Source organism: Foetidibacter luteolus (assembly GCF_009650435.1).
GTDB lineage: Bacteria > Bacteroidota > Bacteroidia > Chitinophagales > Chitinophagaceae > Foetidibacter > Foetidibacter luteolus.
On record NZ_VVIP01000030.1, the window covers coordinates 52,595 to 60,368 of the forward strand.

7 protein-coding genes are annotated in these 7,774 nt (G+C 45.3%); 5 read left to right on the top strand and 2 right to left on the bottom strand.

Features of this window, described 5'->3' with window-relative positions; translation table 11 throughout:
* The first annotated feature begins 528 nt into the window (after positions 1-528).
* Entirely contained in the window at positions 529-1,707 is a 1,179-nt protein-coding gene (locus F0364_RS08450) for a PQQ-dependent sugar dehydrogenase (protein ID WP_153797337.1), read from the top strand.
* A gap of 7 nt (positions 1,708-1,714) precedes the next feature.
* A complete protein-coding gene (locus tag F0364_RS08455; RefSeq protein WP_153797338.1) occupies positions 1,715-2,671 on the top strand; it encodes a gluconolaconase in 957 nt (318 codons plus the stop codon).
* Positions 2,672-2,996: 325 nt separating this feature from the next.
* On the opposite strand, the gene F0364_RS08460 is transcribed toward F0364_RS08455, so the two are convergent.
* Positions 2,997-3,170: a Sec-independent protein translocase subunit TatA/TatB gene (locus tag F0364_RS08460; RefSeq protein WP_153797339.1), complete on the bottom strand. Its 174-nt coding sequence runs from the start codon at positions 3,168-3,170 to the stop codon at positions 2,997-2,999.
* A 139-nt stretch (positions 3,171-3,309) separates the two neighbouring features.
* On the opposite strand from F0364_RS08460, the gene tatC reads away from it, so the two are divergent.
* The 3 genes from tatC (at position 3,310) to F0364_RS08475 (ending at position 5,851) form a co-directional block, all read left to right on the top strand.
* Complete coding sequence (gene tatC / locus F0364_RS08465) at positions 3,310-4,143, top strand: twin-arginine translocase subunit TatC (protein ID WP_153797340.1); 834 nt, start codon at positions 3,310-3,312, stop codon at positions 4,141-4,143.
* A 128-nt stretch (positions 4,144-4,271) separates the two neighbouring features.
* Positions 4,272-4,991, top strand: a complete 720-nt coding sequence (locus F0364_RS08470) for a ferritin-like domain-containing protein (protein ID WP_153797341.1) — start codon at positions 4,272-4,274, stop codon at positions 4,989-4,991.
* Positions 4,992-5,002: 11 nt separating this feature from the next.
* Positions 5,003-5,851 (top strand): ferritin-like domain-containing protein, encoded by an 849-nt coding sequence (locus tag F0364_RS08475; RefSeq protein ID WP_153797342.1) that lies wholly within the window; start codon positions 5,003-5,005, stop codon positions 5,849-5,851.
* 685 nt (positions 5,852-6,536) lie between these two features.
* Here the strand turns inward: F0364_RS08475 and F0364_RS08480 are convergent.
* Positions 6,537-7,232 carry a hypothetical protein gene (locus tag F0364_RS08480; RefSeq protein WP_153797343.1) on the bottom strand — a complete coding sequence of 232 codons (696 nt, stop codon included), beginning with the start codon at positions 7,230-7,232 and terminating at the stop codon, positions 6,537-6,539.
* Positions 7,233-7,774: the final 542 nt, after the last annotated feature.

A 7,774-nucleotide genomic window follows, 5' to 3' on the forward strand; every position in this document is an offset into this window, starting at 1 on the left:
TTCAAACTCCTGTAAAACAATTTAATTGACAGCATTTGTGTACATCTCCACTTCATGTTTGCAGTTTATTAAGTGCATCATCATGGCTGTCGTGTTCTGATTTGCAATTATAAAGTTTGCTCACAAAAGCAGCATGTTGCACCTGCGGGTGAGGGATTGAAGCGGCTACCCCGGTGAAGCCATTGCAGCATAGCTTTTGTGCCGGAGTAATAGCGGAAAGCCCGGCCCGAGGTACGAGGGACACCCCCAAAAAATCTTGTCACTCACTTGTACAGGCGAAGCTATACTGGACGTTAGTTCAACTTACCCACAAGGGTGGAAATAACTGCTTGTACCACATCTTTCTTATTCATTTTAAGTTGTTCTTAGTACATCAATATCCATAGCGGCGCCTGTTATAAGGCTTAAGGTATGATGAAACTTTCCTCGTTTTTATTGCGGTTAAGGAGAATTCTACCCATTATCTTTTACCATTCATTGTAGTTTACTGTGGCATGATTTTGCAGCGTTATTGACAACTCCAAACGCATGAAAAAAATTACAGTTCTATTTTTTATATTTCTTTCTACCGAAGCTTTCACGCAAAAAGGTCTGCCTGCAAAACTGCCAACCGAGGCGGTCGTTCATACAACCTTTCCGCAACATGTAGATTTCAGACAAACGATGATTGCCCAGCTTAAAGTGCCACAGGAATATACCGTAAAGGCGGTTGCTACCGGCCTGGGTAAACCACGCATGGTGGTGGTTACAAACAAAGGGCTGTATGTTTCGCGGCGGGACCAGGGCGATATACTGTTTTTAACCGATACCAATGGCGATGGCATTATGGATAAGCTGACAACAGTATGGGCTAATTTTAAGGGCGTACATGGGTTAACTGAAAAAGACGGCTGGTTGTACGGCTGTTCGGACAAGGAACTGAAAAAAGCCCGTATTACCAGTGAAGGGATGCTATCCGATACCGTTACTATTTTAAACGATCTGCCGGAAGGCAGCCAGCATGATAATCGTGTCATCTCTTTTGGGCCCGATGGAAAACTCTACATATCTGTAGGTAGCAGTTGTAACGATTGTAAAGAGACCAATCCTGAACATGCCACCATACTTCAAATGAATGCAGATGGAACGGGCAGAAGAATCTATGCACGGGGTTTGCGCAACACCATAGGTTTTGACTGGCACCCCGTTACCCGGGAGCTTTGGGGGGCAGACAATGGCACAGATTGGCGTGGAGACAGCATACCTCCCGAAGAGCTGAACATGATTATAGATGGGGGCAATTATGGCTGGCCGCAGGTTTATGGAAAGCAACAGGCAGACCCAACAAGGGAAGATCCTTTGGGCACTACCAAAGAAGCTTATGCCAAAACAACAATCCCCTCCGTCATGGAATTTCCGGCACACTCCGCTCCTATTGATTTCAAATTTTTGAAAGCTTCGGGCAAAGTACCGGCAGCTTATCAAAATGCAGCACTGGTTTGCTGGCATGGCTCCTGGAACCGTCAACAGCCGGAAGGGTTTAAAGTGCAATGCATAAAGTTTAAAGACGGCGCCCCGGCTGAAGTAACCGATTTCTTAAGCGGCTTTTTAAGTAACGACGGGAAAACGAGGTTTGGCAGGCCGGCAGGGCTCGCAATATCCCCAACTGGAATTATTTATGTAACCGATGATGCTAATGGAGTGATTTATGCCGTCATTCCCAAATAAATTGTCTATGAAAAAAATACTGATACTATGCTCATTGCTCTCAGTTGCAGCAGTAGGCACCGCACAAACAAGCCGTATCAACTTTGAAGCGCCCGGGGTTTACCCGGAAGGCACTGCCTGGGATGAAGCGGGACAAAGATTTTTTGTAAGTTCTGCCACCCGGGCAACAATTGGTACTGTTACTCCGGACGGAGTTTATAAGCCATTTTTTCAGGATAGCTCGCTTAAGTCCAGCTTTGGGATGAAGGTTGACGGGCAACGTAACCTTTTGCTCATTTGTACCGGCGATCCAAAGTATTCGATGTACAAAGATTCTGCTACGTTCAAAAAAATGATACGGCTTATTGGTATTGATTTAAAAAGCGGCAAAAAAACGCTTGACGTGGATTTATCGGCAATCTATCAGGGAAAACATTTTGCAAACGACCTGTGCCTGGATGACAAAGGCAATGTATATATAACAGATAGTTACTCCCCGGCCATTTACAAAGTGGATGTTAATGGAAAAGCCTCATTATTTGTAACCAGCGATTTGTTTAAAGGCTTTGATATCGGGCTGAACGGGATTGTATATCACCCAAATGGGTATTTACTGGCGGTTAACAATAATAACGGCTCCATACTTAAAATAGACGTTTTGAATTCATCGATGATTCAAACTGTTATGACAGACAATTTTTTCCCGGGAGCAGATGGTTTGTTATTGGATAAAAACAACAATCTTATTCTGGTACAAAACAAAGGTGTAAACAAAATTTTCATGCTTCAAAGCAAGGATGACTTTAAGACCGCGGTGATCGTGGCAGCAACAAGTACTGAAGACCGTTTTGCACAACCATCTACAGCTACCTACCAGGGCGATAAATTATATGTCCTCAATTCCAAACTCAATGAACTGAATGATCCAACGTTACCACCATCCAAAGAATTTTCGTTACAGGTTGCAGAATTAAAGCCATTATAAAAACTTGATGCTTTTGCACTACCCGCCAGTACATCATAAACAAAGCCATGCGAAAGAGGTGATTTGCCAGGTCTTAATAAAAGCAGCGGATTATGCAGCAAATGCATCACAAAAAAGCTATTTACCATAACGGCCCATCTTCCCGGCACGGTTTGAATGAGGCGCGAAGGATTGGTAACGCCCTCTCCCATCGCTTTGCCAGTGTTGCATTTTGACGGAACCGTAGTCTTTTAAACTGCAAAAAGTTGTCTTGCTTTTCTGCCGGCAGGCAACTGCGCAGTTATTAGCAAACTGTACTTACCGTTTCTTGTAAGCTGCCCGTTAATTATTCAGCTTTCATCCCTTCGTCAAACTCACGTTTTACATTAGATTTGGCATCGTTAAATTCGCGTACGCCTTTGCCAATGCCCTTCATAAACTCGGGTATCTTCTTTGAACCGAATAAAATCAGTACTACTGCTGCAATAATGAGTATTTCCTGGAAACCTAAGCCGCCCATAACAAAAGTTTAGATGTGATTAAAGGATGTTTAGCTAATCGCACTTTATTTACGGAATAAATTCCGCTCCGGTTTTCCAGGGTTGGTTAAACCATGCTACCTGATTGACCGTATATGCTTGCATTAAAAAAATCCTGCAATGGCTATACCTTTTATTCCGGCACAGAAATCAGACAGGCAAATGAAATTAGTAGATCACCTGGAAGCGCTGCGCTGGCACATCCTTCGTTCCCTTGCTGTCGTTCTCTTGTTTGCCTTGCTCATCTTCATCAATATCAACTGGGTGTACGAACAAATCATTGCAGGCCCCGTTAACCCGTCTTTCATCAGTTATCGCATGCTTTGCAATTTCAGCCACTGGCTGCATATAGGTGATACGCTTTGTATGCCCCCTGTAAATGTAACCATGCAAACCACCACGTTTGGGGGACAGTTTCTCAGTGGCATTTCCATGTCGTTCATAGGTGGCCTTGTGATAGCTGTTCCCTACATATGCTGGGAAATTTGGAGTTTTGTAAAACCGGCCCTTAAGCCAAAAGAAAAAAGCGGCACCCGGTTTATTATTTTTTGGGTCTCCTTTTTCTTCTTTCTGGGTGCATCTTTCGGGTATTTTGTACTCGGGCCCTTTACATTTAATTTTCTTTCAAGTTTTAAACTGGGTTTCATGGTAGAAACCAAACCCACCATCAACGATTACCTCGATAACCTCACCAACATCATACTTGGGTGCGGTATTGCATTTGAGCTGCCTGTAATTGCATGGGCGCTTACCAAATTGGGTATTGTAACGCCACGTACCCTTAAACAATCGCGTAAATACGCCATCGTCATCATCCTCGTCGTTTCTGCAATTATAACACCCAGCCCAGATTGGGTAAGCCAGCTCATTGTCTTCATTCCGCTATTTGCATTGTACCAGCTCAGTATTCTTGTATCCGGTTATGCCTTTAAGCGTTCACACATGCATGTTTAATCATATTAAATATCAAAAAATATTTAGCTTCTTTAAATCCAAAGGTTTTAACATTTCGTAAACTACTGTTCCTGAACTAAACGATTGGCCGTTATTCCTCATTATTTACAATCTAAACACGGTAGAACATGTTAAACACCAACATGCCTGGCACTGCTATAGACAGCGGTGAAAAAAGGCAACAGCATTCCCGGAGAAAGTTTCTTACCATGGCGGGCACGGCAGGGCTTCTTACCGCCGGTTTGGCATCCTGTCAAAAAATCGGGCAATGGTTTCCCATACCCGGTAAAGACCCAGGCGACAACGATGTGGTTGACCTTGGCAGCGGCGATATAGGTATCCTCAACTATGCCTATACGCTGGAACAGTTGGAAGCCGCTTTTTATACCCTTGTTTGCAGCAACCCTTTCAACGGGTGTACGGCCTACGAAAGAAAGCTCTTCCAGGACATACGGGATCATGAGATTGCTCACCGCGAATTCTTCAAAAACGCCCTGGGCAGTAATGCCATACCCTCCCTTAAGCTCGACTTTAGCTCAGTAAATTTCCTCAATCGCAGCAGCGTACTGGCTACAGCCAAAGCTTTTGAAGACCTGGGTGTATCTGCTTACAATGGCGCGGGCAGCCTCATAGCCTCAGGAGATTACCTGCTGCTTGCCGGTAAGATTGTTTCAGTAGAAGCAAGGCATGCTGCTTATATCCGCGACCTGATTGACTATGGCAGCTTCGCCGATTCTACCGTTGTAGACAACAATGGCCTGGACACCAGCCGCAAACCGGCAGAAGTGCTCCCCATCGCCAAAACATATATCAGAACCAAACTCGACGCCAGTCATCTTCCATCCTAAAAACAACAACAATGAATCTTGAAAATATACAGGCAAACCTGCAACAGGCAGACCCGGAATTTGCCGAAAGAACAGACACCCGCCGCAAAGCGCTGAAAGACTTTGCCGGCTTTGCCGGAAAAGTGGCTATTACAGCCCTCCCCTTCGCTATAGGCAGTTTTTTCAAAAAAGCCTATGCCGGCCCTCCGCCTTCTTCAGTTATTGATGTGTTGAATTTTGCGCTTACACTTGAATACCTGGAAGCCGAATTTTACAAGGCCGGTATAGCCAAAGGCAGTGCGCTAATACCTTCAGCCGCTGCCATGCAGGCCATCAAAACAATTGGTACACATGAAGCACAGCATGTTACCTTTCTCAGAACAGCCATCACCAGTTCTGGCGGTACGCCCATTGATTTGCCTAAGTTCGACCTTAGCGGCGGCAGCGGAAGCGGTAACGGGCCTTTTAAAGATGCATTTACCAACTACCAGCTTTTCCTGGCTGTTGCGCAAACACTGGAAGACACAGGCGTACGTGCCTACAAAGGCCAGGCAGGCAACCTGCTGGGTACCGGTGCAGTGCTTACTGCCGCGTTAAACATCCATTCTGTTGAAGCAAGGCACGCCTCCCATATCCGGCAAATGCGCCAGAAAGCCGGTTTCGGCGATGCCAAACCCTGGATTACTACCCGGCAAACAGGAGGCATAGGCTCCATCGTTCAGGCAAATTACAACGGCGAGGAAAATACGGTTCAGGCCGGCATTGAAATAAAGGGCATCAACGGCCAGGATATCACAGTAAGTGAAGCCAGTGAAGGCTTCGATGAACCATTGACAAAAGAACAGGTAGTTGCACTGGTAACGCCATTCTTTGCCAAGTAACAATTTGGTATTGTACATAAAAAAACCACTCTTAAAGGGTGGTTTTTTTATGTGGCTAATCGTAAAATACAAATTGGCATCCCGTAAAAATTATCCGAAAAAAAGGGGGCTTTCGGCTGTAGCATTTCAGTGTAACTGTAGTCCCGGCTTTTCACTGCAACTCCTCACCACTCGTTCCTCGTGGTTGCGGGGTTTCCGTTTCAATCCGGCAGCCATTGGGCGACAAAATTGCTATGAGGCTTTGCCCGTAGGATAGGCTTAACCGCACAAGACGCCATCACACTTAGCCATGCCTCAATCTTGCGCCAGCTTTCAATTTTTATTTTATCTTAACGTGGGTTTAAGATCATTTATTTTAACTGCATCATTAAGCTTTTAGTATGCGTTGTATAAGAACATTCTACTGCTGAAATCACAGTAGTACAAAGGCTTAACCAGGGCGAATGGAAGAAACGTGCTGTATATCGTTTCTTCCTTGACTTTTTTTACGCAACCTCCCATTACGGTTGCCTTTTTTGTGTCAAGCCTGTCCCGGACTTGTTACGGGGACAAAAAAGTAAATAACGTTATTCAATACAGGTATGTGCGACACCCAAAACTTACGATAGCTTACATTCCTCACCCAACGTTGTAGCTGCAGGCATTAACCATAACTGCAGCACTGTCAAGCCTCATTTATTCCTGTTCAACAGATCATCAACAACCGGTGCTGCCCGGCTTCTTCCTTTGGAGCCCGATGAACACAGGGAGAAACCTTACTTCCCGGATAATCAACCGCCAACCTGCACAGGTTACCAAGGCCCAGGCTGGTAACCGTTGCTCCCGGCCTGGCTGAGTAATGCAGATCAAAAAAATGCTCCCGTAAAAATGACTCAAAACCTTCATCTGCACCTCGATATAGTTTTTTAAGTTCATTGCGTATTTCGGGAACAAGCACTTTTTGTTGAGCTTCCGGATTAGGTATTATTTCACTTGGTGCACCATAATAAGTGCATAAAAAAGTATCGGCAGGTACGGTAGAGCGGTCAACATGAAAAGAATAAACATCGGTTGGAAAAAAAAGGCAGGCATCATCTCTCTCATAACACCTGATTACATTCAGTATGGGAGACGCACCATGCTCCTCCAGCAATTTTAAATCACTTAAGAGAACTTCACGGGCAAGCTGCCCCTGTTCACTCAATACAAGTTCACAAAGCTCCGCTTCATAAATGGTTTTTATATTTTCATCAGACGCAGTTTTACTAACAATCTCCCCAAAATCACCCGGTAGTTTACGCGGCCAGCAAATAGCATTCATTGCTCCATAAAAAGGCAAAGAAACAAGCTCTTCAAAGTTCTTGGCGCATACAATTTGATTACTGGCATAAGGCAAGTTCATCTTTACATTTTATATCTGCATAAAATCCATCGCACGAAAATAGCGATACTTAACCTGCCTTCATGGCCCGTACCGTCTTAGTATTAGTTTATCGTTCTATAAGCCCTGAAGGGGCGATATATCCTTAACACAGGGTACAGCCCTGTGGATATAGCAGCCCTGTGGCTACCACAGCACTCCGGTCCACAGCCCTGAAGGGGCGATATACCCTATCACAGGGTGTAGCCCTGTGGATATAGCAGCCCTGTGGCTACAGCAGCACTCCGGTCCACAGCCCTGAAGGGGCGATATATCCCTAACACAGGGTACAGCCCTGTGTTATAACCAGCCTCATCTCCCACTAAGCCCTGAAAGGGCGATATACCCTATCACAGGGTGTAGCCCTGTGGCTACAGCAGCACTCCGGTTCATAGCCCTGAAAGGGCGATATACCCTATCACAGGATGTAGCCCTGTGGTTACAGCAGCACTCCGGTCCATAGCCCTGAAGGGGCGATATACCCTATCACAGGGTGTAGCCCTGTGGATATAGCAGCCCTGTGG

What these genes read in the sequence shown, in the direction of transcription:
- F0364_RS08450 (WP_153797337.1), top strand. Translation starts at nt 529, where the DNA reads ATGAAAAAAATTACAGTTCTATTTTTTATATTTCTTTCTACCGAAGCT.
- F0364_RS08455 (WP_153797338.1), top strand. Translation starts at nt 1,715, where the DNA reads ATGAAAAAAATACTGATACTATGCTCATTGCTCTCAGTTGCAGCAGTA.
- F0364_RS08460 (WP_153797339.1), bottom strand. Translation starts at nt 3,170, where the DNA reads ATGGGCGGCTTAGGTTTCCAGGAAATACTCATTATTGCAGCAGTAGTA.
- tatC (WP_153797340.1), top strand. Translation starts at nt 3,310, where the DNA reads ATGGCTATACCTTTTATTCCGGCACAGAAATCAGACAGGCAAATGAAA.
- F0364_RS08470 (WP_153797341.1), top strand. Translation starts at nt 4,272, where the DNA reads ATGTTAAACACCAACATGCCTGGCACTGCTATAGACAGCGGTGAAAAA.
- F0364_RS08475 (WP_153797342.1), top strand. Translation starts at nt 5,003, where the DNA reads ATGAATCTTGAAAATATACAGGCAAACCTGCAACAGGCAGACCCGGAA.
- F0364_RS08480 (WP_153797343.1), bottom strand. Translation starts at nt 7,232, where the DNA reads ATGAACTTGCCTTATGCCAGTAATCAAATTGTATGCGCCAAGAACTTT.